This window comes from Arthrobacter halodurans, from assembly GCF_041877255.1.
Lineage (GTDB): Bacteria > Actinomycetota > Actinomycetes > Actinomycetales > Micrococcaceae > Arthrobacter_N > Arthrobacter_N halodurans.
Genome location: NZ_JBHDLJ010000002.1, coordinates 134,250 through 160,070 on the forward strand (window position 1 = coordinate 134,250; position 25,821 = coordinate 160,070).

General features: G+C 72.4%; 27 protein-coding genes. 16 read left to right on the plus strand and 11 right to left on the minus strand.

From position 1 onward, the window contains the following. Positions 1 to 18: 18 nt before the first annotated feature. From ACETWP_RS02965 to ACETWP_RS02980, 4 genes are all read left to right on the plus strand, one after another. On the plus strand, positions 19 to 1,482 hold the full coding sequence (locus ACETWP_RS02965; protein ID WP_373970705.1) for an MATE family efflux transporter: 1,464 nt from the start codon (positions 19 to 21) through the stop codon (positions 1,480 to 1,482). A gap of 96 nt (positions 1,483 to 1,578) precedes the next feature. Beyond that, positions 1,579 to 2,823: an alpha-hydroxy acid oxidase gene (locus ACETWP_RS02970; RefSeq protein WP_373970706.1), complete on the plus strand. Its 1,245-nt coding sequence runs from the start codon at positions 1,579 to 1,581 to the stop codon at positions 2,821 to 2,823. 9 nt (positions 2,824 to 2,832) lie between these two features. Further along, complete coding sequence (locus ACETWP_RS02975) at positions 2,833 to 3,399, plus strand: hypothetical protein (RefSeq protein WP_373970707.1); 567 nt, start codon at positions 2,833 to 2,835, stop codon at positions 3,397 to 3,399. A 37-nt stretch (positions 3,400 to 3,436) separates the two neighbouring features. Further along, positions 3,437 to 3,736 carry a hypothetical protein gene (locus tag ACETWP_RS02980; RefSeq protein ID WP_373970708.1) on the plus strand — a complete coding sequence of 100 codons (300 nt, stop codon included), beginning with the start codon at positions 3,437 to 3,439 and terminating at the stop codon, positions 3,734 to 3,736. A gap of 1 nt (position 3,737) precedes the next feature. On the opposite strand, the gene ACETWP_RS02985 is transcribed toward ACETWP_RS02980, so the two are convergent. Together ACETWP_RS02985 and ACETWP_RS02990 are read right to left on the minus strand one after the other, a co-directional pair. Continuing rightward, the gene (locus ACETWP_RS02985; protein ID WP_373970709.1) at positions 3,738 to 4,067 is read right to left on the minus strand and encodes a hypothetical protein; all 330 of its coding nucleotides are present in this window, start codon (positions 4,065 to 4,067) and stop codon (positions 3,738 to 3,740) included. Between the two features lie 71 nt (positions 4,068 to 4,138). After that, on the minus strand, positions 4,139 to 4,696 hold the full coding sequence (locus ACETWP_RS02990; protein ID WP_373970710.1) for a CGNR zinc finger domain-containing protein: 558 nt from the start codon (positions 4,694 to 4,696) through the stop codon (positions 4,139 to 4,141). An 88-nt stretch (positions 4,697 to 4,784) separates the two neighbouring features. Here ACETWP_RS02990 and ACETWP_RS02995 point away from each other — a divergent pair, with 88 nt between their 5' ends. Together ACETWP_RS02995 and ACETWP_RS03000 are read left to right on the plus strand one after the other, a co-directional pair. Further along, positions 4,785 to 5,759, plus strand: a complete 975-nt coding sequence (locus tag ACETWP_RS02995; protein ID WP_373970711.1) for an EamA family transporter — start codon at positions 4,785 to 4,787, stop codon at positions 5,757 to 5,759. A gap of 48 nt (positions 5,760 to 5,807) precedes the next feature. After that, positions 5,808 to 6,143: a hypothetical protein gene (locus ACETWP_RS03000; protein ID WP_373970712.1), complete on the plus strand. Its 336-nt coding sequence runs from the start codon at positions 5,808 to 5,810 to the stop codon at positions 6,141 to 6,143. A gap of 52 nt (positions 6,144 to 6,195) precedes the next feature. Here ACETWP_RS03000 and ACETWP_RS03005 read toward each other — a convergent pair whose 3' ends face one another. From ACETWP_RS03005 to ACETWP_RS03015, 3 genes are all read right to left on the minus strand, one after another. Further along, the gene (locus tag ACETWP_RS03005; RefSeq protein WP_373970713.1) at positions 6,196 to 8,709 is read right to left on the minus strand and encodes a heavy metal translocating P-type ATPase; all 2,514 of its coding nucleotides are present in this window, start codon (positions 8,707 to 8,709) and stop codon (positions 6,196 to 6,198) included. A gap of 77 nt (positions 8,710 to 8,786) precedes the next feature. Further along, positions 8,787 to 9,095, minus strand: a complete 309-nt coding sequence (locus tag ACETWP_RS03010) for a heavy-metal-associated domain-containing protein (protein WP_373970714.1) — start codon at positions 9,093 to 9,095, stop codon at positions 8,787 to 8,789. Between the two features lie 23 nt (positions 9,096 to 9,118). After that, positions 9,119 to 9,448, minus strand: a complete 330-nt coding sequence (locus tag ACETWP_RS03015; protein ID WP_373970715.1) for a metal-sensitive transcriptional regulator — start codon at positions 9,446 to 9,448, stop codon at positions 9,119 to 9,121. Positions 9,449 to 9,556: 108 nt separating this feature from the next. On the opposite strand from ACETWP_RS03015, the gene ACETWP_RS03020 reads away from it, so the two are divergent. Continuing rightward, a complete protein-coding gene (locus ACETWP_RS03020) occupies positions 9,557 to 10,705 on the plus strand; it encodes a lipid II:glycine glycyltransferase FemX (RefSeq protein ID WP_373970716.1) in 1,149 nt (382 codons plus the stop codon). Positions 10,706 to 10,758: 53 nt separating this feature from the next. Here ACETWP_RS03020 and ACETWP_RS03025 read toward each other — a convergent pair whose 3' ends face one another. The 3 genes from ACETWP_RS03025 to ACETWP_RS03035 form a co-directional block, all read right to left on the minus strand. Further along, a complete protein-coding gene (locus ACETWP_RS03025) occupies positions 10,759 to 11,934 on the minus strand; it encodes a phosphate ABC transporter substrate-binding protein PstS (protein WP_373970717.1) in 1,176 nt (391 codons plus the stop codon). A gap of 10 nt (positions 11,935 to 11,944) precedes the next feature. Then, the gene (gene nhaA, locus ACETWP_RS03030; protein ID WP_373970718.1) at positions 11,945 to 13,300 is read right to left on the minus strand and encodes a Na+/H+ antiporter NhaA; all 1,356 of its coding nucleotides are present in this window, start codon (positions 13,298 to 13,300) and stop codon (positions 11,945 to 11,947) included. A 176-nt stretch (positions 13,301 to 13,476) separates the two neighbouring features. Further along, positions 13,477 to 13,827 carry a MerR family transcriptional regulator gene (locus tag ACETWP_RS03035; RefSeq protein WP_373970719.1) on the minus strand — a complete coding sequence of 117 codons (351 nt, stop codon included), beginning with the start codon at positions 13,825 to 13,827 and terminating at the stop codon, positions 13,477 to 13,479. A 368-nt stretch (positions 13,828 to 14,195) separates the two neighbouring features. Between ACETWP_RS03035 and ACETWP_RS03040 the strand changes: the two genes are divergently transcribed. Further along, the gene (locus ACETWP_RS03040) at positions 14,196 to 15,704 is read left to right on the plus strand and encodes a SulP family inorganic anion transporter (protein WP_373970720.1); all 1,509 of its coding nucleotides are present in this window, start codon (positions 14,196 to 14,198) and stop codon (positions 15,702 to 15,704) included. 72 nt (positions 15,705 to 15,776) lie between these two features. Next, a complete protein-coding gene (locus ACETWP_RS03045) occupies positions 15,777 to 15,944 on the plus strand; it encodes a hypothetical protein (RefSeq protein ID WP_373970721.1) in 168 nt (55 codons plus the stop codon). Positions 15,945 to 15,954: 10 nt separating this feature from the next. On the opposite strand, the gene ACETWP_RS03050 is transcribed toward ACETWP_RS03045, so the two are convergent. Continuing rightward, entirely contained in the window at positions 15,955 to 16,389 is a 435-nt protein-coding gene (locus tag ACETWP_RS03050) for a VOC family protein (protein WP_373970722.1), read from the minus strand. Positions 16,390 to 16,613: 224 nt separating this feature from the next. Between ACETWP_RS03050 and ACETWP_RS03055 the strand changes: the two genes are divergently transcribed. The 5 genes from ACETWP_RS03055 to ACETWP_RS03075 all read left to right on the plus strand — a co-directional run bounded on the left by ACETWP_RS03055 (position 16,614) and on the right by ACETWP_RS03075 (position 22,712). Next, positions 16,614 to 17,972 (plus strand): GAF domain-containing protein, encoded by a 1,359-nt coding sequence (locus tag ACETWP_RS03055; protein ID WP_373970723.1) that lies wholly within the window; start codon positions 16,614 to 16,616, stop codon positions 17,970 to 17,972. 184 nt (positions 17,973 to 18,156) lie between these two features. After that, positions 18,157 to 19,680 carry an aldehyde dehydrogenase gene (gene adh / locus ACETWP_RS03060; RefSeq protein ID WP_373970724.1) on the plus strand — a complete coding sequence of 508 codons (1,524 nt, stop codon included), beginning with the start codon at positions 18,157 to 18,159 and terminating at the stop codon, positions 19,678 to 19,680. A gap of 148 nt (positions 19,681 to 19,828) precedes the next feature. Next, entirely contained in the window at positions 19,829 to 20,860 is a 1,032-nt protein-coding gene (adhP, locus tag ACETWP_RS03065) for an alcohol dehydrogenase AdhP (RefSeq protein ID WP_373970725.1), read from the plus strand. A gap of 107 nt (positions 20,861 to 20,967) precedes the next feature. Next, a complete protein-coding gene (locus tag ACETWP_RS03070) occupies positions 20,968 to 21,381 on the plus strand; it encodes a DUF779 domain-containing protein (RefSeq protein WP_373970726.1) in 414 nt (137 codons plus the stop codon). 83 nt (positions 21,382 to 21,464) lie between these two features. Beyond that, positions 21,465 to 22,712 (plus strand): hypothetical protein, encoded by a 1,248-nt coding sequence (locus ACETWP_RS03075; RefSeq protein WP_373970727.1) that lies wholly within the window; start codon positions 21,465 to 21,467, stop codon positions 22,710 to 22,712. Positions 22,713 to 22,795: 83 nt separating this feature from the next. Here the strand turns inward: ACETWP_RS03075 and ACETWP_RS03080 are convergent, their stop codons facing one another. Further along, complete coding sequence (locus ACETWP_RS03080; protein ID WP_373970728.1) at positions 22,796 to 23,254, minus strand: pyrimidine dimer DNA glycosylase/endonuclease V; 459 nt, start codon at positions 23,252 to 23,254, stop codon at positions 22,796 to 22,798. Positions 23,255 to 23,350: 96 nt separating this feature from the next. Between ACETWP_RS03080 and ACETWP_RS03085 the strand changes: the two genes are divergently transcribed. Then, the gene (locus tag ACETWP_RS03085) at positions 23,351 to 23,977 is read left to right on the plus strand and encodes a DedA family protein (RefSeq protein WP_373970729.1); all 627 of its coding nucleotides are present in this window, start codon (positions 23,351 to 23,353) and stop codon (positions 23,975 to 23,977) included. 10 nt (positions 23,978 to 23,987) lie between these two features. Here ACETWP_RS03085 and ACETWP_RS03090 read toward each other — a convergent pair whose 3' ends face one another. Beyond that, positions 23,988 to 24,806 carry a CPBP family glutamic-type intramembrane protease gene (locus tag ACETWP_RS03090; RefSeq protein ID WP_373970730.1) on the minus strand — a complete coding sequence of 273 codons (819 nt, stop codon included), beginning with the start codon at positions 24,804 to 24,806 and terminating at the stop codon, positions 23,988 to 23,990. 305 nt (positions 24,807 to 25,111) lie between these two features. Here ACETWP_RS03090 and ectA point away from each other — a divergent pair, with 305 nt between their 5' ends. Next, positions 25,112 to 25,660: a diaminobutyrate acetyltransferase gene (ectA, locus tag ACETWP_RS03095; RefSeq protein WP_373970731.1), complete on the plus strand. Its 549-nt coding sequence runs from the start codon at positions 25,112 to 25,114 to the stop codon at positions 25,658 to 25,660. The last annotated feature ends 161 nt before the right edge of the window (positions 25,661 to 25,821 follow it).

Below are 25,821 nucleotides of genomic sequence, written 5' to 3' on the forward strand. Positions count from 1 at the left end.
CGCCACTACGCTGTCCCCATGACTTCCGACGGCGGGGCGCGTTCCTCGGCGGACGGCCCCAGCGACCCCGAGCGGCCCAGCGACGTCGAGCGGCCTAGCGACCCCGAACGGTCCGGGATCCCCGAGCGGTCCGGGGTCCCCGGCCCGCCGCCGGGCGTCCGCCGGCAGCGGGAACTCGGCGGGACGATCCTGCGGCTGGCCGTGCCCGCCCTGGGCGCGCTGATCGCCGAACCGCTCTTCCTCATCGCCGACACCGCGATCGTCGGGCATCTGGGCGTCGACGAGCTGGCCGGCGCCGGCCTCGGGACCACGGTGCTGCACACCGCCGTCGGCCTGATGATCTTCCTCGCGTACTCCACGACGCCCTCCGTCGCGCGCCGGTTCGGCGCCGGGCGGATGGACCAGGCCCTGGCCGCGGGGCGTGACGGGCTCTGGCTCGCCCTCGCGCTGGGCGCCGTCCTGGCCGCGGCCGGCTGGGCGGCCGCTCCCGCACTGACCGGGGCGATGGGCGCCACGGGGCAGGTGCAGGGATTCGCGATCGACTACCTGCGCTGGTCCATGCCGGGGCTTCCGGCGATGCTGCTGGTCCTCGCCGCCACCGGGACCCTGCGCGGGCTGCAGGACACGAGGACCCCGCTGGTCGTCGCCGCCGCCGGGTTCGGCTCCAACGTCGTGCTGAACTTCGTGTTGGTCTACGGCGCCGGACTCTCCGTGGCCGGCACGGCGATGGGCACCAGCCTGGCGCAGTGGGGCATGGCCGCCGTCTACCTCCGCCTGCTGCTGCCGAGGGCCCGGGCCCACGGGGTGCGGCTCGGACCCGACCGCGCCGGCCTGGTGGCGGCGGGACGCGTGGGCTCCTGGCTCATGCTGCGCACGCTCAGCCTGCGCGTCGCCGTCCTCGCGACGGTGTGGGTCGCCACCGGACTCGGGACGGCCACGCTGGCGGCGCACCAGCTCGTCTTCACCGTCTTCACCTTCCTCGCCTTCGCCCTCGACGCGCTGGCCATCGCCGCCCAGGCGCTCATCGGCAAGGAGCTCGGCGCCGGGAACCCGGCGCTCGCCCGGCGGCTCACGTCCACGATGGTCCGGTGGGGCCTGGGCTTCGGCGTCGCGACGGGGGCCGCGCTCGCCCTCGCCGCGCCGTTCGCCGGCGCGCTCTTCACACCCGATGCCGAGGTCCGGGCCGCGACCGCGGCCGGGCTCTGGGTGCTGGCGGCGGCGCAGCCGCTGTGCGGGCTGGTCTTCGTCCTCGACGGCGTCCTCATCGGCGCCGGCGACGCCCGGTACCTGTCGCTGGCGGGACTCGTGAGCCTCGCCGCGTACCTGCCGTTGCTGTGGCTCGTGTCCGCCGCCGACCCGCGGGGAGCGGCGGCCGTCCTGTGGCTGTGGGCGGCGTTCGGCGTCGGATACCTGGCCGCGCGTGCCGCCACGCTGCTCTGGCGGATCCGCGACGACCGGTGGATGGGCGCCGTCGCGGCCTGATCCGGGTCTTCGGCACCGCGTGTGCCGCGCCGACTAGGCTGTGAACGGCGCCGGGGCGCCAGCTGAGACCCTTACGACGACGGACCAGGAGCCACCATGGAACGACACCTGCCGCGGTGGGACGAGCTGCGCCCGCTGCTCTCCTTCGAGCCGATCAATCCGGACCGCCGTGCGGCCCGCCTGGCCCGCGCGGCCGACCTGTGGGACCTGCGCCGCATCGCGCGGCGCCGAACCCCGCGCGCCGCGTTCGACTACGTCGACGGCGCCGCGGGCCGCGAGCTCACGGCCCGCCGCACCCGCGAGGCGTTCGAGTCGGTCGAGCTCCTTCCGCGGATCCTCCACGGAACGGCGACGGCGGACCTCTCCACCTCCATCGCGGGCGCGCCTTCCGCGCTGCCCTTCGGGATCGCGCCGACCGGCTTCACGCGGATGATGCACGCCGAGGGCGAGACCGGTGGCGCGCGGGCCGCGGCGGCCGCCGGCATCCCCTTCACGCTCTCGACGATGGGCACGCGTTCGATCGAGGAGGTCGCCGAGGCCGCCCCCGACGGCCGCCGCTGGTTCCAGCTGTACCTGTGGCGGGACCGGGAGAGGTCCCTGGACCTCCTCCGTCGGGCGCAGGCGGCCGGCTACGACACCCTGCTCGTGACGGTGGACACCCCGGTCGCCGGGCAGCGGCTGCGGGACACACGCAACGGGATGGTGATCCCCCCGCGGCTGACGCTCGGGACCGTGCTGGACGCCTCCGTCCGGCCCGAATGGTGGTTCAACTTCCTCACCACCGATCCGCTGAAGTTCGCCTCGCTCTCCGCCAGCAGCGCCGACCTGGGAACGCTGATCAACACGATGTTCGACCCGACCCTGTCCTTCGCCGATCTGGAGTGGATCCGCTCCGTCTGGCCGGGCCGGCTCTTCGTCAAGGGCGTGCTCACCGGCGAGGACGCACGGAAGTCGATGGACGCGGGCGCGGACGGCCTCGTCGTCTCGAACCACGGCGGCCGCCAGCTCGACAAGGCGCCCGTCTCGCTCCGGGCGCTCGCCGAGGTCCGCACCGCGGCCGGTCCGGACGTGGAGATCGTGCTCGACTCCGGCGTCATGGGCGGCTCCGACGTCGTCGCGGCCCTGTGCGCGGGCGCCGATTTCGTGCTGATCGGCCGGGCCTACCTGTACGGGCTGATGGCCGGGGGGCAGCAGGGCGTGGAGCGGGCGATCGAGCTGATCGCGGCCGAGCTGCGCGTCACGATGCAGCTGATGGGCGCGGCCACCGTCTCCGACCTCGGGCCGGGGATGATGCGGACGCCGTGGGGCGCGGAACCGGCCCCCGGGGACCCGCGCCGGTAGAATCGTCGGGTGCCTGCCCCCACCACCCCCGCCGACGTCGCCGCCGCCCTCTGGAAGCCCGTGATGTTCCGCGCGGTCGCCGCGGCCGCGTTCGGCGCCCTGTCCGTCTTCTGGCCCGCCCCCGACGCGACCGTCCTGGCCTACGCCTTCGCCGGCTACCTGGTGTTCTCCGCCAAGGCCGTCTGGGACTTCGCGCAGGCCGGCGTCGTGCCGTCGGCGGTCCGCGGCCTGCTCGGCGGCGCGGCGATCGCCTGGTCGCTGGCCGCCGTGTTCATGGTCTTCGTGCCCGAACCGGGAGCCGTGGCCGTGGCCGGCGGGGTCGCCCTGGCGGTGTCCGGGTTGCTGGAGCTCTACGCCTGGCTCCGGCACCGCGCGGAGCTGGTGCCCGTGCGGGACTTCCTGATCTCGGGCGGGGCGTCGCTCGGCACCGGCGCCGCGTTGCTCGCGGGACGGGGGCTGGACCCGCACGGACTGTTCGGCATCGCCGGCGGCGGCGCCATCATCGTCGCGGTCTTCCTGCTGATCGCCGCCTTCGGCTACCGGCACGATGCGCGGGAGCGGGCCGAACGCCGGTAGACTGGGGGGCATCCCCAACCCTGCAGGAGGAACCCCCGTGGGCATCAACCCGTCCCCGCAGAAGCCCGAGTGGCAGCGGAGCATCAAGGCGCCGCTGATCTTCTCGTTGGTGATGGGCCTGATCTCCGGCGTCGTGGCCGCGATCGCGTCCACCGGCGGCACCGAGGAGCCGCTGCGCGTGGACATCGGACTGACCGCGTTCGGCATCGCGTTCGTCGCCTGCCTGCTGGTGGTCTCCGTCCTGACCATGGCCGGCAGGGAGAACCCGCGCGAGCTCAGCGAGGGATCCGGCGTGAACCGGTCCTCCGCGAACCCGGACAAGAAGCCCGGGCGCTAGTTCAGGAGGCGGTCTCGACGCCGTCCTTGCCGCCCCAGGTCCGCAGGAACTCCTCCCGGGTCATCTCCTCCAGGTCCTTGCGGATCAACGCCACGAGACCCTCGGCCTCGTCGATGTTGTTGCCCGTGATGCGCAGGATCTCCGCGTCGTTGTCGATCCGCCGCACGACGGCGGTGGCCCCCATGGCGTCGGAGCCGTCGCCCCCCAGGACCGCGTCCACGATGCCCACAACCCACCGCCCGGCGGCCTTCAGCGCGCCGTCGGTGGCGTTTTCCAGATCGACGTCGTAGTTCTCGGAGGCATGCTGCCGCGGGATGTCTGGGGTGGTCACGTGTCTTCCTTCCGTGGTGCCGGTGGACGGATGGACCGTCCGTCTCCAGTCTAGGACGGCGCGGCCGGGACTCAACCCGCCCGCGCGGAACGGGCGGCCCGGCGCTGCCGGTAGGCGCGCACGTGCTCCCGGTTGGCGCAGTTCCCGGTGTCGCAGTACAGGCGCGAGCGATTGCGCGAGAGATCCAGGACCACGGCGCGGCAGTCCGGCGAGGCGCAGACGCGGAGCCGGTCCAGCTCGCCCGACCGCAACACGTCCACGAGCGCCATCGCCGCCTCCACGGCCAGCCTCTCGGCCAGCGGGGCCTCCGGCGTCGTCGCATGCAGGTGGTAGTCCCAGTGGTCGTGCTTGACCAGCTGGGGCAGGGCGCGCGCGTTGCGGAGAATGTTGTTGACTAGCTCCACGGCCCGGTCCTCGTCGGCGGTCCAGATGGCGCGCAGCGCGGTCCGCAGCTGGCGGACGCTGCGCAGCTCGCCCTGGGTGTGGGTGCGCGAGCCGGTGAACCGTTCCCGGGCCAGGAACCCATCGAGGTCGGCAAGCGTCAGCAGGCCGTCGACGTCGGACTCCGCGGTATTGAGGAGGCCCACCACGGACCGCAGGGCCACCTCTGTGTCAGGGGCAAATGTCATGGTCACTCCTGTACATGTGCGGCATCTCCCGACGTATCGTAGTGTCAGTAGTCTACGTATACTCACTCCTGACATCAAAGGCCGTGCCATGACCACCCAGCAGACCCTTCCCAGGATCGCGGCGATCCGCCCCGCCCTCAGTGGCGTCTGGATCGCGCTCTTCTCCTCGGCGGTCTTCGGACTCTCCGGATCCTTCGCGAAGCCGCTGCTCGAGTCCGGCTGGACGAGCGGTGCCGCGGTCGGCGCGCGGATGGCGGGCGCCGCCGTCGTCCTGATCATCCCCACGGTGTTCGTCCTGCGCGGCCGGTGGGGGAGCGTCGCGGCGAACTGGCGGCCGATTCTGCTCTTCGGGGTCTTCGGGGTGGGCATCTGCCAGTTCGCCTATTTCCAGGCCGTCGAGCGGCTCAGCGTCGGCGTCGCGCTCCTGCTGGAGTACCTCGCCCCGGTGCTGATCGTGCTCGCCCTCTGGGTCCGCAGCAAGCGCCGCCCCGCGCGGCTGACCATCGCCGGCACGCTGCTGTCCGTCGTCGGGCTGGTGCTGGTCCTGAACCTGACGGGGGCGCAGCGGGTCGACCTGGTCGGCGTGCTGTGGGGCTTGGGTGCGGCGGTCGGCCTCGCCGTCTACTTCTTCGTGACGGCCAAGGCGAACGCCTCGCTGCCCCCGCTGGTGCTCGCCACCGGCGGGCTCCTGGTCGGGGCCGTCCTCATGTTCCTGCTCGGTGCGACCCGGCTGCTGCCGATGCGGGCGTCCTTCGGCGACGTGCGGTTCGCCGGGTTCGACGCCCCGTGGTGGGCCGTCCTCGGTGCGCTGGTGGTGGTGTCCACCGTGCTGGCGTACGTCACCGGGATCATGGCGGCACGCGCCCTCGGCACCAAGATGGCCTCGTTCGTGTCGCTGACCGAGGTGCTGTTCGCGGTCCTGTGGGCCTGGCTGCTGCTCGGGGAGCTGCCCGCGGGGATCCAACTGGTGGGCGGGGTGCTGATCGTCGGCGGGGTGCTCCTGGTCCGCGCCGACGAACTCCGCGGGACCCTAGCCGGTCCGCGGGACCGCCGCCGGGCATAGGCTGGCCCCGCGGGCCGTCCCACGGCCCCCGGGAAGGACGGGAAGCGCGTGAAACTGCGGGTGGAGATGAGCCGGCGGGACGGAACGACCTACGTCAACGTGCGCGGGGGCGCCGTCGAGGACTCCCTCGAGCTTCCCCCGCCCCGGGGTGGTTTGACGGCGGTCGTCGCCGATGTGGACGCCGACGGGAGGCTGTTGGGGCTGGAGCTGCTCGGCGATGCCGAGCGGACCCTCTCGATGCTCCGCGAGCCCGGGTTCTGGCAGGAACTCGCGGACGGGGAAGGGGTCGCCGGCGAGCCCTACGCCGTCGACCTGCGCCGCATCGGCGCCAGCCTCATCGAGGCCGGGCCGGACGCCGTCTTCGTCCTCCGGCACGGCGACTAGCCGCGCGCGCCACGGCCGCCGTCGACCGTCGACCGGGTCGGCGCCCCGGCCGTCAGCGCCCGAACCGGCGCAGGCGCAGGCTGTTCGCGACGACCAGGACGGAGCTGGCCGCCATGGCCGCGCCGGCGATCATCGGATTCAGCAGTCCCAAAGCGGCGATCGGGATGCCCAGCGTGTTGTAGAGGAACGCCCAGAACAGGTTGGTCTTGATCGTCGCGAGCGTCCTGCGCGAGAGCTCGATCGACTGGCCCACCTGGTTCACGTCGCTGCCCATGACCGTGATGTCCGCGGCCTCGATCGCGACGTCGGTCCCGGAGCCCATGGCGATCCCCAGGTCCGCCCGCGCGAGGGCCGGGGCGTCGTTCACGCCGTCGCCGACCATCGCGACGACCGCGCCTCCGGCCTGCAGCGCCCGCACGGCCTCGGCCTTGCCCTCGGGGCGGACGTCGGCAAAGACGTCCCCGGGCCCGATCCCGACCTCGGCCGCCACGGCGCGCGCGACCGGGAGGTTGTCGCCGGTGATCAATACCGGCCGCAACCCGAGCCGCCGCAGCCGGCCGACGGCCGCCGCTGACCCCTCCTTGAGCGTGTCGCGCAGGCTGACGACGCCCTCGAGCCGCCCGTCGACGGCGACGAGGATCGCGGTGGAGCCGGCCTCCTGGGCCTCGAGCAGCGCCGCCCGGTGCGCGCCGGTCAGGTCCACCCCGTTCTCGCCCAGCCATTCGGCCTTGCCGGCCAGCACGACGGCGGCGCCCACCTGCGCCCGCACGCCGCCGCCGGGGGAGGAAGTGAAGCCGCGGGGGGCCGGCAGCGGCGCCGCGCCGGGCGCGGCCTCCGCGGCGTCCACGACCGCGCGGGCGATCGGGTGCTCCGAGCCGGCCTCCGCGGCGGCCGCGTGGGCGAGGACCGAGTCCTCCGCGAGCGAGCCGAGCGGGTGGACCCCGACGACGGCGAGCCGGCCCTCGGTGAGCGTGCCGGTCTTGTCGAGCAGGACCGTGTCGATCCGGCGCGTGTCCTCCAAGACCTGCGGTCCGCGGATGAGGATGCCCAGCTGTGCGCCGCGCCCGGTGCCGACCAGCAGGCCGATCGGGGTGGCCAGGCCGAGGGCGCACGGGCAGGCGATGACCAGGACGGCCACGGCGGCGGTGAAGGCGGGCTGCAGCTCCCCGCCGATGAGCAGCCACAGCGCGAACGTCGCCACGGCGATCGCCAGCACGATCGGCACGAACACGGCCGAGATGCGGTCGGCGAGCCGGGCGATCGGCGCCTTCCCCGTCTGCGCCTCGGAGACCAGCCGGCCCATCTGGGCCAGCGTGGTGTCGCGGCCGACGCGCGTCGCGCGGACCAGCAGGCGGCCCGAGGTGTTGATGGTGGCGCCGACGACGGTGTCGTCCGGGCCCACGTCCACCGGCACGGACTCGCCGGTGATCAGCGAGCTGTCGACGGCGGACTCGCCCTCGACGACGTAGCCGTCGGTGGCGATCTTCTCGCCCGGTCGGACGACGAACTCGTCGCCGGGCACCAGGTCCCCGGCCGGCACCCGGATCTCCCGTCCCCCGCGCAGGACGGTGGCCTCCTTGGCGCCGAGGCTCAGCAGGGTCTTGAGCGCGTCCCCCGCGCGCGCCTTCGCGCGGGCCTCGAGGAACCGGCCGAGCAGCAGGAACGTCGCGACGACGCCGGCGGTCTCGAAGTAGAGCTGGTGCGCGGACATGTCCATGGGCATGCCCATGCCGGCGTGGGCGGTGAGGCCGGGGTTGGCGACGAGCTGCCAGGCGGAGAAGAGGTAGGCGGCGAGCACCCCGATGGAGACGAGCGTGTCCATCGTCGACGCCCCGTGCCGCGCGTTGATGGCGGCGGCCCGGTGGAAGGGCCACGCGGACCAAAGCGCCACGGGCGTCGCGAGGGCGAACGCGACCCAACCCCAGTGCGGGAACTGGGCCGCCGGGACCATCGAGATCACGAAGAGCGGGACCGTGAAGACGACGGCGGCGACCAACCGCGGACGCAGCTGATCCGCGGCGCCACCGTGGCGCAGGTGGTCCCGGGCGTCGCCGGAGGCGCCGGTTCCCCGGGTCCCGTGCGTTCCGTCCGCGTGGCCGGTGCCGTCCAGGGATGGATTCCCCTCGGCGTTCGGGGACCCGGCGGATGCCTCCGCCGCGCCCGACCCCGCGCCCGACCCCGGGGCGGAGCCCGGTCCCCGGACTTCCGCCTCCCGCAGCGAACCCGGTCCCCGCGCCCCCGCGCCGGAACCGGAGACCCGGTGCGCGGTTCCGGGGACCGTGCCCACGGCGCCGGCGGGCGCGCGGTGCGCCGCGGCGTCGTACCGGTCCTGCTTGACGTTCGCCTGGTATCCCGCCGCCCTGACGGTGTCGAGCAGCTGCTCGTCCGTGACGTCGCCGGGGGCGGTCACCCGCGCCGACTCCAGCGGCAGGTTGACCAGAGCCTCCACGCCGTGGATCTTGCCCAGTTTCCGCTCCACCCGCCCGACACAGGACGCGCACGTCATTCCCTGGATGTCCAGTTCGACGACCCGCTGGTCGTGGCCGTCCCCGGGTTCGCTGCCCATCGCTTCACTGCCCTTCGCTACGTCTGTTGCCTGCCGGTTTCCGGCCGGGACCTCCTTACTGGACGCGGGTGCGCCCGTCAGGCGTTCGCGCCCACGACGGTGTAGCCCGCCTCGGCGACGGCCTCGCTGAGGGTGGCCCCGCTCACGGGCGTCGCGGACGTGACGGTGGCCTTGGACACGCCGCCGGCCACCAGGTCGACCTGGACGTCCTGCACGCCCTCGATGGACTGGATCTCCTCGGTGACCGACGCGACGCAGTGGCCGCAGGTCATGCCGTCGATGCTGATGGTGGTGGTGTTCACGTGGTTCTCCTCGGGCTTGGTGGTGATGGTCAGGCCATCGGTCTTCGGGGTTCCGCAGCCGCAGCCGCAACCGGATCCGCTCATGGTGTTCCTTTCGGTGGGGGTGGTCAGCGCAGGAGGCGGCCGATCGCCGCCGACGCCTCGCGGACCTTGTCGTTGACGATTGCCGGATCTCCGGCGGCCTCGGCGTCGCGGGCCGCGCCGACGACGCAGTGCGCGATGTGCCCCTCGACGAGACCCAGGCTGACCTTGTGGAGGGCCGCGTTCACCGCCGAGATCTGGGTGAGGATGTCGATGCAGTACTTTTCGTCCTCGACCATGCGCGCGATGCCGCGCACCTGCCCCTCGATGCGGCTGAGCCGCTTGAGCAGGGCCTCGGTGTCCGTCGTGTAGGCGTGCTCGCGGTGTTCGTCCACCGGCGCCTGTTGCGTTCCCATGCCGGAGACTATACCCCCGGTGGGTATAACGTGCAAGTACCCCTCGGGGGTATCTGGCACGGCGCGACGGCGGGGCCGGTCCCGCCGTCGCGTTGTTATGCTGTCCCGGTGCCAGCCAACCAGCTTTCCGTCCGCCAGATCACCCCCGACGAACACCGGGACCACCTCGCCACCCGCCCCGAGGCGAGCTTCCTCCAGCTTCCGGCGTGGGCGGGCGTGAAGAGCGAGTGGCGGGCCGAGTACCTCGGATGGTTCGACGCCGCCGGCGCGCTGCGGGGCTCCGCCCAGGTGCTCCACCGCCCCGCCCCGGTCCTGCGCTGGACGCTGGCCTACCTGCCCGAGGGGCCCGTGGTGGATTGGGAGGCCGAGGACGCGCATGCCGTCGTCGAGCCGCTGCTGGAGCACTTCCGGCGCAACCGCGTGTTCCTGGTCCGCATGGGGCCGCCGCTGACGGCACGCCGGTGGTCCGGTGCCGCCGTGCGCAAGGCGCTCTCCGCCGGCGGCCACTCCCTGATCACCGAGCTCGAGCCGCTGGCCGCCGACGACCGCGCCGCGCTCGTCGCCGCCCAGCTGCGCACCTCCGGCTGGCGCAAGCAGGACGTCGGGGAGGACTTCGCCGCCGGACAGCCCGAGTTCCAGGCCCGCATCCCGCTGGTGGCCGCCGACGGCACCCGGCTGGACATCGACGGGGTCCTCGCCGGGATGAACCAGAACGCCCGGCGCGAGACCCGCAAGGCGGCGTCGGGCCCGCTGGAGGTGCAGGTCGGCGGCGCCGGGGACATCGGGCGCTTCCACGAGCTGTACCGCGAGACCGCCGAGCGCGACGGCTTCACCGGGCGGCCCGCCGCCTACTTCACGACCATGTTCCGCGAGCTGAACGCGCACGCCCCGGGAACCTGCACCCTCTACTTCGCGGTGCACGGGGGCCGGGACCTCGCCGCCGCCATCCGCGTGCACACGGGCCGCGGCGCGTGGTACGTCTACGGAGCGTCCTCCGCCGCCGAGCGCAAGCTGTTCGCCCCGAAGGCGCTCATCCACCGGATGGTCGCCGACTCCCTCGAGGAGGGTTGCGACTACCTGGACCATGGCGGCGTCTCCGCCACGCTGTCGAAGGACCACCACCTGGCGGGCCTGACGCTGTTCAAGGCCACGCTCGGCTGCGACGTCGTGCAGACGCTCGGCGAGTGGGACTACCCGCTCAACCGGCCGCTTGCCGCCGGCTTCGATTTCTACATGAAGAAGCGCGCGAAGCGCTAGCGGCGGCCGGCGCGGCGGGACCGGTGCCCGGCAAGGTCCCGGCCCGCGCGCCGTCAGCGGGTGGTGATGCTCTCGATCGCCGCGGCCGCGTCCCCGGCCAGGCCCGCCGGCATGGGCGAGCTGCCGACGGAGTCCGCGGCGAGCTCCTGGCCCTCGGGGCTGACCACGAAACCGCCGAAGGCCTTGACGAGTTCGACCGTCTGGGCGTCCCGGTAGCCGGTGCAGTAGATCTGGTAGGACACCAGCACCAGCGGATACGCGCCCTCGGCGGTCGTCGTGCGGTCCAGGTGCAGGGCGATGTCGTGCCCGCCGCGGTCCGGGACGCGGGTCGAGGACTCCACGGCCCGGGCGGCGGCCTCGGGGCTGACCGCCACGAACTGGTCCCCGACCGCCAGCCGCGCCTTGCCGGACGCGGCCCCCACGACCGAGTCGTCCGCGTAGGTGATCGCGCCGACCGTGCGGGTGACGGTGCTCATCACGCCGGCGTTGCCCTGGGCGTTCTCGCCGCCGAGGTCCGAGGGCCAGGAGCCGTCCGCCTCGTCCATCCACGCGCCGGGAGCCGCCGCGTGGAGGTACTCCGTGAAGTTCTCGGTGGTTCCCGAGTCGTCGGCCCGGTGGATCGCGGTCAGGCCGAGGTCCGGGAGGTCGACGCCCTCGTTGAGCCGTGCGATCGCCGGGTCCGACCAGTTGGTGATCTCGCCCCGGAAGATCCGCGCGACCGTCTCGGCGTCGAGGTCGATCTCGCTGATTCCGGGCAGGTTGAACGCCAGCGCGATCGGCGAGATGTAGGCGGGGATGTTGATGGCCCCGCCGGGACCGCACGCCGCCTCGGCGTCGGCCAGTTCGTCGTCGTCCAGGAAGGCGTCCGAGCCGGCGAAGGCCACGCCGCCGGCGAGGAACGCCGTCCGGCCCGCGCCGGACCCCGCCGGCGAGTACTGGACGCGCACGTCGGGGTTGAGCGAGCTGAACTGCGAGATCCAGGTGGCCATGGCCGCACTCTGCGCGGAGGACCCGACGCCGGTGATGGTGCCGGAGAGGTCGGACGTGTTGGCCTCGGCGGCGCGCCGCTGCTCTTCGCCGAGCGGGTAGTCGGAGCCGCAGGCGGACAGCAGCAGGGCGCCGACGGCGAGCGTGGCCGCCGCGGCGCGCCGCGTCCGGCGGACTCCTGCGGCGCGCGCTGCGGCGGCGCGCCGGGCGGACGGGGCCAGGCGTGGGCGTGGGGGATGCATGGATTCGAGTCTACTGGGGCCCGGCGGAGGGGCGGTCGGCCTGCCCTTGGTAGACGTCCGGGATGCCGTCGCCGTCCGCGTCGACGGACTCCTCGAGCTCGACCCTCCGGTAGTGCCGGTTGCGGGCCGTCAGGAGGACGGAGGCCAGCGTGGCCGCCAGCAGCGAGGCGACGAGGATCGCGACCTTGGCGTGGTCGTTGGCGGGCGACCCGGACGGGAAGCTCAGTTCCGCGACCAGCAGGGACACCGTGAAGCCGATGCCCGCGAGCAGGCCCGCCCCGGCGATGTCCGCCCACCGGATCGAGCTGTCGAGGGAGGCGCGCGTGAACTTGGTCATCAGCCACGTGGTGGCCAGGATGCCGATCGGCTTGCCGAGCACCAGGCCGGCGATGATGCCGAGCGTCACGGTGTCCCCCAGCGCGGAGGTGAACCCGTCCCAGCCGCCGATGGCCACCCCGGCGGAGAAGAACGCGAAGACGGGGACGGCGAAACCCGCCGACAGCGGGCGGAAGCGGTGCTCGAAGACCTCGGCGAGCCCCGGGCCCTCGGTGTCCGGCGCGTTCTTGCGGTGCAGGACGGGCACGGCGAAACCGAGCAGGACGCCGGCGATGGTCGCGTGGATGCCGGACGCGTGGACCAGCGCCCAGACGACCATGCCCAGCGGGAGCAGGATCAGCCACGCGGCGGACGGCTTGAGGTGGAAGAACCGGCGGTGCCGCTGGGCCAGGAACGCGTAGAGGAGGAACGGGATGATGGCCCACAGCAGCGGGGCGACGGCGATTTCGGTGGTGTAGACGAACGCGATGATCGCGATGGCGATGAGGTCGTCGACGACGGCGAGCGTGAGCAGGAAGATGCGCAGGGCCACCGGAAGGTGGGAGCCGATGATCGCCAGGACGGCCACGGCGAACGCGATGTCCGTCGCGGCGGGGATCGCCCAGCCGCGGAGCCCCTCGGCGTTGCCCCAGTTCAGTGCGACGTAGAAGAGCGCCGGGACGGCCACGCCGCCGAAGGCGGCGGCGACGGGGACCATGGCCCGGCGCGGCTCGCGCAGGTCGCCGGCCACGAACTCGCGCTTGAGCTCGAGTCCGACCAGGAAGAAGAAGATGGCCAGCAGGCCGTCCGCGGCCCACGCGCCCAGGCTCAGCTCCAGGTGCCACGGCTCGTAGCCGATGGTCAGGTCGCGGAGGTCGAAGTAGCTCTGCGCGGCCGGGGAGTTCGCCCAAATGATGGCGACGGCGGCGGCGATCACCAGCAGGATGCCGCCGACGGTCTCGCGGCGGAGGATCTCGCCGATGCGCAGCGCCTCGGCGTAGCTGCCGCGCCGCAGCACGGCGGGGTTTTTCGGCGGGGTGTTCGGTTCCATGGTTGCTCCTGGATCTACGGTCGACGAATACATCGCCGACCAGACTTCCCGGCTCACCTCCCCACAACAGTAGTCGACGCGGCTCCCCGGGGCACGTTGCCGGCGGGGCGCGACGGCGGCGGGGCGCGACGGCGGCGGGGCGCGACGGCGGCGGGGCGCGACGGCGGCCCCGGGCGTCAGCCGGTGGCCCGGCCGAGGTCCTCCAGACGCCGCACGACGTCCTCCGCGGCCGCCAGCTGGCGCGCCAGCCTGTCGCGCATGCCGCGGCTCCGCTCGAGGAGGCCGGCCACCTCGCCGGAATCTGCCCGGCGGCCCTCCAGCACGTCGAGCACCGCGGGCATCTCGTCCAGCGCGAAGCCCATGGGCTTGAGCTGCATGATGGTCAGCAGCCGCCCGTAGTCGGCCTCGGAGAATACGCGGAAGCCTCCCTCCGTGCGCTCCGTCCCCGGCAGGAGCCCCACCTCGTCGTAGTGCCGGATGCTGCGCAGGGACAGGCCGGTCCGTTCGGCCAATTCACCGATGTGCATGGTTGCAGCTCCTCCCGATGCCGTGTCCGGGCCATTGAACCACAGGGCGCCCGCGCGGCGGGTGTCGGCCCGGCGTCCGCATCCGGGGTCCCCCGCATCGTCGTCCGCGCGAATCGACGGCAAACCTCACATGGGGGTAGAGTTGGTTCCGCGGGCCGCGAGACCCGGTATGGCGCGCGGTTCCGTCGCCCGGCCCGACGCGGGTCCCGAACCTCGGGTCCCGAACCGCGAGCCCCGAACCCCGAACCCCGGGCGCAGGCGTGCTGTCCGAGTCCGCCGTACCGCCCGGCCCGCACCCCCGGACGCGCCGCCGCGTCTGCCACCGCAGAACCCCCGGGCCGCGCAGGCCCCCGACCGAAGGAAGCGGTTTGTCCGTCGTCACCGAAACCCCCGAGGAACGCCAGTCGGTGCTCCGCACGCTCAAGTCGCCGCGGCTGCTGAAGACCGAGGTGCTGGCGGGCCTCGTCGTCGCGCTGGCCCTCATTCCCGAGGCGATCGCCTTCAGCATCATCGCCGGGGTCGACCCGCGGCTCGGCCTGTTCGCCTCCTTCACCATGGCGGTCACCATCGCCTTCGTCGGGGGCCGGCCGGCGATGATCTCGGCCGCCACGGGCGCGGTCGCGCTGGTCATCGCGCCGCTGGTCGCCAGCCACGGCGTCGACTACTTCATCGCCGCCGTACTGCTCGGCGGCGCCCTCCAGATCGTCCTCGCGCTCGCCGGCGTGGCACGGCTGATGCGCTTCATCCCGCGGTCCGTCATGGTCGGTTTCGTCAACGCCCTGGCGATCCTCATCTTCATGTCCCAGGTGCCCGAGCTCATCGGCGTCCCGTGGCTGGTCTACCCGATGGTCGCCGTCGGGCTCCTGATCGTGTTCGGCCTCCCGCGGCTGACCAGCGTGGTGCCCGCCCCACTGGTCGCCATCGTCGTGCTGACGCTGTTCGCCGTGGTGGCGCGCGCGGGCGTCCCCGACGTCGGGGACAAGGGCGAGCTGCCCGAGTCCCTGCCCACCCTCTTCTTCCCGGACGTCCCGCTCACCGCCGAGACGCTGGGCATCATCTTCCCGTTCGCCCTGTCACTGGCCCTGGTCGGCCTGCTGGAGTCCCTCATGACCGCCAAGCTCGTCGACGACGTCACGGACACGCACTCGGACAAGACCCGCGAGTCGTGGGGCCAGGGCGTGGCCAACATCGTCACGGGCTTCTTCGGGGGCATGGGCGGCTGTGCGATGATCGGCCAGACCATGATCAACGTCAAGGCCTCGGGCGCCCGCACCCGGATCTCGACGTTCCTCGCCGGCGCCTTCCTCCTGATCCTGGTGGTCAGCCTCGGCGACGTCGTGGCGCTGATCCCGATGGCGGCGCTGGTGGCGGTCATGATCTTCGTGGCGATCGTGACGTTCGATTGGCACTCCGTCCGGCCGGCCACGCTGCGGCGCATGCCGAAGTCGGAGACCGCCGTCATGCTGGCCACCGTCGTCGTGACCGTCTGGACGCACAACCTCGCCATCGGCGTCGGCGTCGGCGTGCTCACGGCGATGGTCATGTTCGCCCGGCGCGTGGCCCACTTCGTGACGGTGGAGCGGAAGGTCATCGGTGGCGGCGAGGAGGCGTTCGCGCGCTACACGGTGGACGGCGAGCTGTTCTTCGCCTCCTCCAACGACCTCTACAGCCAGTTCGAGTACACCGAGGACCCGCGGCACGTCGTCATCGACCTCGGCTCCTCGCACCTCTGGGACGCCTCGACGGTCGCGGCCCTCGACGCGATCCAGGAGAAGTACCGGCGGATGGGCAAGGACGTGAAGATCGTCGGCCTCAACGAAGCCAGCACCCTCATGCGAACGCGCCTCGCCGGCAAGCTCAACGCGGGCGGCCACTAGACCCCGTGGCCCTGTCGCGCCGGGGCCGCGCGGCATAGAGTGGCGCTACCGACTGCGAACGGGGAGGCGACCATGGGCGAATACCGCGCATACACCGACGAGGAGAAGGCGTCCTACGTGGCGCCCGCGTGCGAGCGCTGCGGGCAGCACCGCCACATCACGTGGGAGGACACGGGGAAGGACGGCGCCCGCTGGATCCCGCGCGACTCCGGGTGCTCGAACGAGGCCTGCGAGGGATAGGAGGCCCGCCCTATTCCCCGGACTCCTCGGTCGGGGTTCCGTCGCCGGGCTGCTCCATCCACACGAGCTCCCAGACGTGGCCGTCCGGGTCGGTGACCGCCGAGCCGTACATCCCGGGGAAGTCCGACTTCGGATCGCGGTACACCGCGCCGCCGTGGGCGGCCGCGGTCCGCGTCAGCTCGTCGACCTCGCCGATCGACGAGCAGCTGAGCGCGTTGAGCATCTGCTTGCCGCCCTCCCCGAAGGCGGGGGCGTCCCCGCCGCGGAGGAATCCGCCGAAGTAGGCCTCGCTGAGGGACATGACCCAGATCTCCGGGCTGATCATCCACGAGCTCGCGTCGTCGTTGGAGAAGGACGCGTTCTTCTCGAAGCCCATCGCCGAGTAGAACGCGTCCGCCGCGGCCAGGTTCCTGGTCGGGAGGTTGACGAAGATCATGCGGGCCATGGTGTTCCTTTCGATGTGCCGGCGGGGCGCGCCCCCGCGGCCTGGCTCCATGGTGGCACCGGCGCCGTGCCATTCCAAGACCGCGCGATCGACCCGGCGGGGCCCTCCCGCACCGCCGCGGCTTCCCCTAGACTGTGCCCTACGCCACACTAGCGCCGCGCCCCGCGGGGGAGCGGACTTCCGGCCTCGCGGCCAGTCACGGACGGTGAACCAGCATGCGGTTGATGTCGCCCGCCTCGCGGACGTTCCAGCGCCATGCCCTTGCGGCCCACGCGGTGCTGGGGCGGGGCAGCGACGACGACGGGCTGGACGGGCTGCGCCCCGTCGTCCACGACTCCTGGCTGCGCTCGCTGGGGTTCCTCCCGGACCCGGACCGGATCGAACCGGTGGCGGGGCTCGGCGCCGCGGAACTGGACGCGTACCGCAGCGCGCACCCGCTGGCCGGCATCATGCCCGTGATCGACAGGCTGCTCGTCCGGCCCGCGCGGGACACCGGGCTGGTCGTCGCGGTCGGCGACGAGTTCGGCCGTCTCCTGTGGGTCGAGGGCGATAGCTCCGCCCTGCGCCGGGCCGAGGGCATGGCGTTCGTTCCCGGGGCGGACTGGTCCGAACGCTCCGTCGGAACCTCGGCTCCCGGGACCGCGCTGGCCACCGGCGAGGGCGTCCAGGTGAGCGGGGCCGAGCACTTCAGCCGCCAGGCCCACCGCTGGAGCTGCACCGCGGTGCCCGTCCGCTGCCCCGGCACGGGGCGGATCCTCGGGGTCGTGGATCTCACCGGGGGCGCCGACGCGGTCGCCGGACACTCCCTGGCCCTGCTGCAGGCCGCCGTCGCCGCGGCGGAGACCGAGCTGAGGCTCCTCGGCCTGGGCGTCGGGGGCGGCCCGGCGCGCGCCGGCGGTCCGGGCACGGACCGCGGCGGCGCTCCGCCCCGGGGCGGCCCCGCGGGACCCCGCCCGCGGCCCGGGTCCCCGGTCCGGACCGGACACCGCCTCGAGGTCCTCGGGAACGACGGCGGGGCCCTGGTCTCCGGCGACGCCCGGCTGGCCCTCGGCGGACGGCACGCCGAGATCCTCACCCTGCTGGCCTGGCACCGGGAGGGCATGCGTGCCGACGATCTGGCGGCGGCGCTGCTGGGCGACGCCGCGCAGACGGCCACCCTCCGCGCCGAGATCGTGCGCGTACGCCGCGCGCTGGCCGGGCACCGTGCCGCCGGGGTGCCCGGGTTGGGGCTGCTCTCCCGCCCCTACCGGACGGAGCCCGCCCTGCGGATCGACGCGCGCGAGGTGCTGTACCTCGTCTCCCGCGGGCAGCACCGGCGCGCGCTGGCCGCCTACCGCGGGCCCGTGCTGCCCCGGTCCTCGGCGCCCGGCATCGAGTCCATCCGCGCCGCCGTGTCCGGTGGCCTGCGCCAGGCGATGCTGCAGGACGCCGCCCCCGACGTCCTGATGGAGTACCTTGACCTGCCCGAGGCCGCCGACGACGTCGAGGCGCTGCGCACCGCCCTGCAGGTCCTGCCCCCGCGCTCGCCGCGCCGCGCCGTCGTCGTGTCGCGGCTGGAGCGCCTGGAGGACGAGCTCCGCTGACCTCGCCGCTCCCGGTGGGGCCGGGGGCCGCGCGCGGCGAAACCGGCCAGGACGGACCGCCGGAGTCCCGCGGGGTCCGCGTGCAACCCGAATGCAACGTCTGCGGGCGTACCGTCGGTGGAACGAGACCCGCACGTGATCCACGTCACTCGCCGTGGACCCGTTCGACAACAAAGGAGTTGCCATGACCGTCTACGCCGCACCCGGCACCGAGGGATCGCCCGTTTCCTTCAAGAGCCGCTACGAGCACTACATCGGCGGGGAGTGGAAGGCCCCGATCAAGGGCGAGTACTTCGAGAACATCACCCCGGTGACCGGAAAGGGTTTCTGCGAGGTGGGCCGCGGAACCGCCGAGGACATCGAGGCCGCGCTCGACGCCGCCCACGCCGCCGCCCCCGCCTGGGGACGCACCAGCCCCGCCGACCGCGCGGTGATCCTGAACAAGATCGCCGACCGCATGGAGCAGAACCTGGAGATGCTCGCCGTCGCCGAGTCCTGGGACAACGGCAAGGCGGTCCGCGAGACGCTCAACGCCGACATGCCGCTGGCGATCGACCACTTCCGCTACTTCGCCGGCGCCATCCGCGCGCAGGAGGGCTCGCTCTCCCAGATCGACGACGACACGACGGCGTACCACTACCACGAGCCGCTCGGCGTGGTGGGCCAGATCATCCCGTGGAACTTCCCCATCCTGATGGCCGTCTGGAAGCTCGCGCCGGCGCTCGCGGCGGGCAACGCCGTCGTGCTCAAGCCTGCCGAGCAGACGCCGACGTCGATCCTGGTGCTGATGGAGCTCATCGGCGACCTCCTTCCCGCCGGCGTGATCAACGTGGTCAACGGCTTCGGGCTGGAGGCCGGGAAGCCGCTGGCGTCCAACAAGCGCATCCGCAAGATCGCGTTCACCGGTGAGACCACCACCGGCCGCCTGATCATGCAGTACGCCTCCGAAAACCTGATTCCGGTCACCCTGGAGCTCGGCGGCAAGAGCCCGAACATCTTCTTCGAGGACATCGCGGCCGCCGACGACGCCTTCTACGACAAGGCGCAGGAGGGCTTCACGATGTTCGCCCTCAACCAGGGGGAGGTCTGCACCTGCCCGTCGCGCGCCCTCATCCAGGAGTCGATCTACGACCGGTTCATCGGCGACGTCATCGCGCGGACCGAGGCCATCAAGCAGGGCAACCCGCTGGACACCGACACCATGATGGGCGCGCAGGCCTCCGACGACCAGCTGGAGAAGATCCTCTCCTACCTGGACATCGGCAAGCAGGAGGGCGCCGAGGTCCTCACCGGCGGCGGCCGCGCGGAGCTCGACGGGGACCTGGCCGGCGGCTTCTACGTGCAGCCGACCATCTTCAAGGGCCACAACAAGATGCGCGTCTTCCAGGAGGAGATCTTCGGTCCCGTGGTCTCCGTCACCACGTTCTCCGACTATGCGGACGCCATGTCGATCGCCAACGACACCCTCTACGGCCTCGGGGCCGGTGTCTGGAGCCGCAGCGGCAACCAGGCGTACCGCGCCGGGCGCGAGATCCAGGCCGGCCGCGTGTGGGTCAACCAGTACCACGCGTACCCCGCGCACTCGGCGTTCGGCGGCTACAAGTCCTCCGGCATCGGGCGCGAGAACCACCTGATGATGCTGGACCACTACCAGCAGACGAAGAACCTCCTCGTCTCCTACTCGGAGAACAAGCTCGGCTTCTTCTAAACCCCCACCCCGGCGGGGACCTGCACCCGAAAAACCCCGTCCGGACGCATCCTTCCAGCCACATCGCATCGCGGGCGCGCCAGAGGGCGCTCCCAGGCCCCCTTCGGCGCGCCCCCGATGTGAACCCCACAGCAAAGGACCAGCCACCATGAGCACCATGCGCGCAGCCATCGTCAAGACGTTCGGTCAAGAGCTCGAGCTCGGTGACCTTGCGATCCCGGAACCCGGCCCCGGCCAGGCCCTCGTCAAGGTCATCGCCTCCGGCGTCTGCCACACGGACCTGCACGCCGCCCATGGCGACTGGCCGGTCAAGCCAAACCTTCCGCTGGTTCCCGGTCACGAGGGGGTCGGCCATGTCGAAAAAATCGGCGAAGGCGTCACCGAGGTGAAGGTCGGGGACCTCGTGGGCAACGCCTGGCTTGCCAGTGCCTGCGGCAATTGCGAATACTGCGGCACCGGCTGGGAGACCCTCTGCGAGTCGCAGCAGAACAGCGGCTATTCGGTGGACGGGTCCTTCGGGGAATACATGGTGGTCGATGCCAAGTTCGCGGCCCACATCCCAGAGGGATCGGACCCATACGAGATCGCCCCGGTGCTGTGCGCCGGCGTCACCGTCTACAAGGGGCTGAAGCAGACCGAGGTCAAGCCGGGACAGTGGGTGGTGATCTCGGGTATCGGGGGCCTCGGGCACATCGCCGTGCAGTACGCGGTCGCCATGGGCATGCGCGTCGCCGCCGTCGATGTCGCCGAGGAAAAGCTGGCCCTGGCGCGCAGCCACGGCGCCGAGGTGACGGTCAACGCCTTCGCCGCCGACCCGGTCGAGGCCATCCACGCGGCAACCGGCGGCGCCCACGGGGTCCTGGTGACGGCCGTGCACCCCGCGGCGTTCGGCCAGGCCATCGGCATGACCCGCCGCGGCGGAACCATCGTCTTCAATGGCCTGCCGCCGGGGGAGTTCCCCGCGCCGATCTTCGACATCGTGCTCAAGGGGTTGACCATCCGCGGCTCGATCGTCGGCACCCGCCAGGACATGGTCGAGGCCCTGGACTTCTTCGCGCAGGGCAAGATCAAGCCGACCATCCACACCAGGCCGCTCGAGGACATCAACGCGGTGTTCGACGAGATGATCCACGCAAAGATCGATGGCCGGGTGGTCATCGACTACGTCGGACAAAAGTAGGACACTGGCCGCAGCACCCGCAACACCCGTGCGGTCACACCGCGGCCCGGGATCGCCAACACGGCGGTTCCGGGCCGCGGTGGACCGGACGCACCAAGGAGACGACCATGGACACCACCCTTGAATCCAGACCGGCGATCCCGGACGAGGACTTTTCCCGAGTCGCGCTGAGCGCTTCCGCCGTCGACCTGTTGGGCAAGCTCTGGAACCGGCACGGGCCCTTGATGTTCCACCAGTCCGGCGGTTGTTGCGACGGCTCGTCGCCGATGTGCTTCCCGGCCGGCGAATTCAAGACCGGGAATTCGGACATTCTCCTGGGCGTCTTCACCTTGCCCGACGCGGAGGGCAACGCTCTGGGGGACATCGACTTCTGGATGTCCAGGGAACAGTTCGAGTACTGGCGGCACACCAAGCTCACGGTCGACGTGGTGACCGGTCGCGGTGCCGGGTTCTCGGTCGAGGCCCCCGAGGGCAAGCGCTTCCTGATCCGCAGCGAGATCATGGACCCCCACCCCGCGTAGTGGCCCCGCGCCGACCCGCCCCGCCGTGGCAGAATCGTGGCGGGGCGGCCGCGCGGCCGCCCCGGCCGACGCGGGGGAGCGATATGGCGCAGTGGCAGCAGGGCGGCACTCCGGGGCCGCCGACCCATGCCGTGGAGATCGAGTCCCGCTCGATCTGGGCCGCAGTCCTCGCGGGGGCCGCGGCGCTCGCCGTTGGCCTGATCGCGTTCCGCGGCTACCGGCCGCCGTTGGCCGGGGACGGGTCGGTGGCCATCCACGCGTCCGTCGTGTGCGGCGCGACGGCCGGGCTGGCGTTCGTGGCGGGCTACGTGCGGAACGTGCGCACGGTCCACGTCTGGTGGGGATCCCGACCCATGCTGCGGCAGGTCGTGGACGTCGCTGCGCTCCTGGTGGTCCACTCCTCGATCGCCGTCATGTCCTCGCTGGTCCTGTTCCGGCTCTTCCAGCAGGCGTTCTTCGGACTGACGGTCGACGCCGTGGCGGGTGCGACCATGCTGGCCGTCGCCTCGGGCGTGGCCGGCTACTTCGCCTACACGTCCGGGGCCAGGATCACGGCGGCCACGCTCTCCGTCCTGCTCGCGGTCTTCATGGCCTCGGGGATGCTGGTCAGCATGCTCTTCGCGGAGAACCCGTTGTGGTGGCACTCGATGTTCAGCGAGTTGGGAACCGGGCAGGCCGGGCTGACGTCCTTCTGGACCTTCAACACCACGATCACCACCTCGGGCGTCATCCTGACGACGCTCTCGGCGTTCATCACCCGCGATCTGCGCCGCTGGGCCGTGGCGCTCGACGCGCGGGACGAGCGCGACGGCAGGCGCCGCCGCAGGTTCCTGCGTCCACGCCCGGGGGTGGTGCGCGCCTGCCTCATCGCCGGCGGGGTCTGCATGGCGGGGATCGGGGTGTTCCCCGTGAACAGCTTCGAGCCCGTCCACACCGGCTTCGTCCGCCTGCTGGCGCTCATCCTCGCGGTCCTGCTGCTGGGGGTCCCGCTCTGGCTTCCGGGATTCCCGGGCGCGTTCTACCTGTTGAGCCTGATCGCCGTCGCCTCGCTGGCCGGGGCAGCGGTCCTCTGGCGCCCGCTGCAGTACTACAACCTGACCGCGCTGGAACTCGGTGCCGCGGGCATCGTCTTCGGCTGGCTCGTGGTCTTCATCCGCACCACCGCGGCCGTCGTCGAGGCGGCCGGGGTCGGGCACGCCCTGCCCGGCGAGCCGGCCGAGGGCGACGAAGCCGGAGCCGCGGGCGCCGCGGGCGCGGTGCCGGGGCGGGCACCGGAGAGCCGGCTGGTGGACGACGGCGGCGCCGCGGACAGGCATGCGGCCCGGCCCTGACGCCTGTCCGGCCGCGGCGCCCGGCGGATCCCGATGCCACACCGCCCGCCGCGGTCCGCCGTCGCGCCCGGACGGGCGCGGGTTCAGCCCACGATCTCCCATTCCTCGACCGGCCCGTCGACGGCTCGGAACAGCGGGTGCGGCGCGGGAGGTCCGGCGGCCAGGGCCGGCAGGCGCGCCGGATCGCGCACGGCCAGCTTCGCCGCGAGATGCCCGGCCTCGTAGGCGAGCTGTCCCCGCGTGACGTCCAGGACGGGCACCGCGATGCCCGGCGGATCGCCGGCTCCCCGCTGCGGCGGCGCCACGATCAGGGCCCGGTTGAACCCGTAGCCGCGGGCCGCGGCTTCGCGCTCCACGGCATCGAGGTAGGCACCGATGGCCGCGACCGGGTCCGGGGCGGCCCGGAAGCGCCGCAGTTGGGGGTGGTTGCGGTAGCCCGCGGTCCCGCCCTGCAACACCTTCTGCGCGAGCAGCGTCTCGCGCCAGCAGGCCACCAGCCCCTTCGCGTCGAGATACCGCGGGTGCAGACTCCAGATTCGCATCGGTCAAGACTAGGGGAGCGCCGGTAGAATCGAGTCAGGGAGCGGGCCACGGTAGAACGCGCATCGCGTGCCGGCGAAGGACGGTGGAGGTGTGCCATGGACGCGTTGGTCTCGGTGCTCCGTGACGCGGACTTCTGGTGGGTGTACCCGGTGGGCGCCCTGATGGTGACGGTCTCGGCGCTGCTCCCGCCGGTTCCGAGCACGACGCTCTTCGTCGCACTGGGCTCGCTGTCCATGAAGTCCGAACAGCTGGACCCCTACCTTCTGGCCCTGTCGATGCTCGCGGGCGCCGTGGCGGGGGACGCCGCGACGTTCGTGCTGGTGCGCCGCTTCCGACCGGGCTCGCGGCGGTGGTTCGCGGGCAGCCGGTGGCGGTCCACGTTGGGCGCGGCGCGTGCCAGGCTCGACGGGAACGGGGTGACGCTCGTGATGGTCTCGCGATTCGTCCCGCTCGGACGCCTGACCCTCAATGTCGCCGCGGCCTCCGTGCCGCAGCCGGCCCGGGCGTTCGTCGCCCACTCCGCGGCGGCGGGCGTGCTCTGGTCGGCGTACTCGGTCGGCATCGGCACGGTCACCGGCCTGTGGCCCGAGCTGTCGACGGAGCTCGCGGTGCTGCTGGCGATTGCCGCCTCGGTCCTCCTGGGCCGTGCCATCACGCTGCTGATCGCTTGGAACGACGGCCGGGAGTCACCCCTGTTCGCCCGCCGCGACGGCGGGGCGTAGGGCCGCCGGCTCAGTACCAGAAGATCGGCAGCCAGTCGCGGTTGTGCGCGTGCACCAGCGCGAGGAAGAGCACGAAGTCGAAGGTCAGGTGCACCGCCACGACATAGCTGAGGGACTTCGTCAGCTTGAACGTGTAGCCCTGAAGCAGCGCGAACGGGAAGGTCAGAAGCGGCCCCCAGGCCTGGTAGCCGATCTCCCACAGGAACGACGAGAAGATCACGGCCTGCAGGATATTGGCCGTCCAGTCCGGGAAGTGTTGCCGCAGCAGGGTGAACGTGGTGCAGATGAAGAACAGCTCGTCCCAGATGCCCACGGCGTTCACTCCGAGGAAGAGCCGCCAGAAAATCGTGGGGTCGGAGGCGTCCGGCCAGTTCTGGTAGACCCCCGTGCTGATCAGGTACACGGGCAGGATGAGGTATCCGAGCAGGACGACGCCGATCAGGTACAGCCGCGCGGTCAGCGACCAGGGGCGGCCCGTGTTCACCGGAAACCTGATGATCTCCTCGCCGTAGACGAACCGCGACACGAACCACGGAACCAGCACGGCCAACGCGAGGGCGCTGCCCATGAGGGCCATGTGCCCCAGGCTCAGGTCGGCGTGGAGGGGCACCGCGCTGACGATGGCCATTCCCGCGGCGATCAGCGCGAGGTGCCGCAGCAGCGCGCGGTCGATGACGGCCGCCGCGACCAGGCCCAGGGCCAGCGTGCCGTACCCGAGGGGGTCGTTCCCGACGCCGAACAGCAGGACGGCGGACACCGAGACGAGCGCGGCCGGCAGCAGCTTCCAACTGAGCGCGGTCCGCGGAGTCTCCGTCGAGATCGATGTCACGGCAACAGCATGCCAGTGCGGCCGCCGATTGTCTTACCCCGGCACCGCGCCGCGGCACCCATCCACCGCGGCGGAAAGCCCCGGCGTCGACGTGAGACCCGCTTCCGCCGCGCATCGGATCACGGAATGGTAACTATTCCGGGGGGTCCGATCCGCGGGGCCCGACCTTCCGGCGCATCCCGCGCGTGCCATGGGATGCGCCGGGGTCGGGCGCGGGGCCACAAGGGACCCTTTTCGGGGCGGAACCCTGTCAAGTCGCGGGATCCCGGGTTGAGCTTTGCGCGCGGTTCGCTATGTTGGAGGGAATGGTTGAAGCACTCGAAAACACTTTGTCCGAGCCAACATTCCACCATCCAGAGACGTCCGACGGCGCCGCACTGTGGCGCCTCGCCCGGGACACCCGGGTCCTGGACCTGAACTCCTCGTACTCCTACCTGCTGTGGTGCCGCGACTTCGCGGACACCTCGCTCGTGGCCCGGATCGACGGCGACGTTGCCGGCTTCGTCACCGGCTACATCCGCCCCGCCGAGCCGGGCACGCTGATGGTCTGGCAGGTCGGCGTCGACGCGGCCCACCGCGGCCGCGGCCTCGCCGCCGCCATGCTCGACGATCTGGCCCACCGCGCCGCCGCGGACCGCGTGGAAACGACGATCACGGCGGACAATCCCGCGTCCCAGCGCCTGTTCACCCGGTTCGCGGAGCGCCACGGGGCCGGGTGCGAGCGGCGGCCGCTCTTCACCCGGGACCTCTACCCGGACGACCACGACACGGAGTACCTGTACCGCATCGGCCCGCTCGGCCTCGACGCGGACCTGCGCTCGCTGCAGCTCGCGGGCGCGTCCGCCGGGGGCTAGCCACCCGCACGGCCGTCGCCGGCCGCCCGCCACGCGCAGCTGCGTCGCGCCTCGACGACACGCGGCGAATCCGGCGGCGAGGACCCGCGACCACCTCCGCGCACGACGGCGAAGCGCCCGCCGCTCCGCCGCGCCCCCCACGCATACGACCGAAGGGATCC